The following is an 803-nucleotide window of genomic DNA, read 5'->3' on the forward strand; positions in this document are numbered from 1 at the left end:
CGTTGCCGCCATTGCCCGCTACCACCACGCGGCCGGTGCGCCCGGTCGCGGCGTCGGTATTCGCGGCGAGGCGACCGCCGGCGCGCACCAGGTCCTGYACGATGCCGTCCACSGCCTGGGCGGTCAGCACCACCGTGCCGCCKGTSGCCGTCACSGTGCCGGTGTTGGTGACCAGCGCCTGGCCGTTCGCCGGAGCCTGCCGCACYGGCGAGGTGACCTCGAGCGAGAGCAGCCCGTCGCCATGCAGGTCGACCACCGAGGTCTCGGCGCCGGCGAGCACGACGCGGCCCATGCGCGCGCGGATGACTCCGTGATTCGCCACCTGAGGCGCGACCAGCGCGGCGAGGCCGGCCTCGCGCACGGTGATGGTGCCGTTGTTCTCGATGCGCGCGTCGGGCCGGCCGGGCTGATCGAAGTTCATGCGCCCGCCCCGCATGAGGGCCTCGTTGGTGATGTTGGCCGTGGAGACCACGAGGCCCGCGGCGTTCACCGTCGAGCCCTGGTGGAAGATCACGCCCGACTGGTTGACGATCGCGATCTGGCCATTGGCCGTGATCTGCCCGGCGATCTGCGAGGGGTTCGGCGTCACCACCCGGTTCAGCGTCACGGAGGTGCTGGAGGGCTGCTGGAACTGCACGGCCTGGTTCCGGCCGATGTCGAAGCACTGCCAATTGATCGCCGCGCGGTCGGTGGACTGCTGGATGACCGTGCGCCCGGCATCGCCGCCGATCGTCGCCGAGCCCGCGACGACCGCGCCACCCTGCGGCCGCGCATTGGGCGATTGAGCAAGGGTCGTGGCAGGA

At 71.6% G+C, this 803-nt stretch carries 1 protein-coding gene; it reads right to left on the reverse strand.

Annotated features, from left to right (window positions below; genetic code table 11):
* A partial coding sequence (locus tag AC1DWF_RS33565; RefSeq protein ID WP_476842818.1) for a two-partner secretion domain-containing protein occupies positions 1-803 on the reverse strand: 803 nt, incomplete at both ends.

Source organism: Aminobacter sp. P4_D5 (assembly GCF_056401815.1).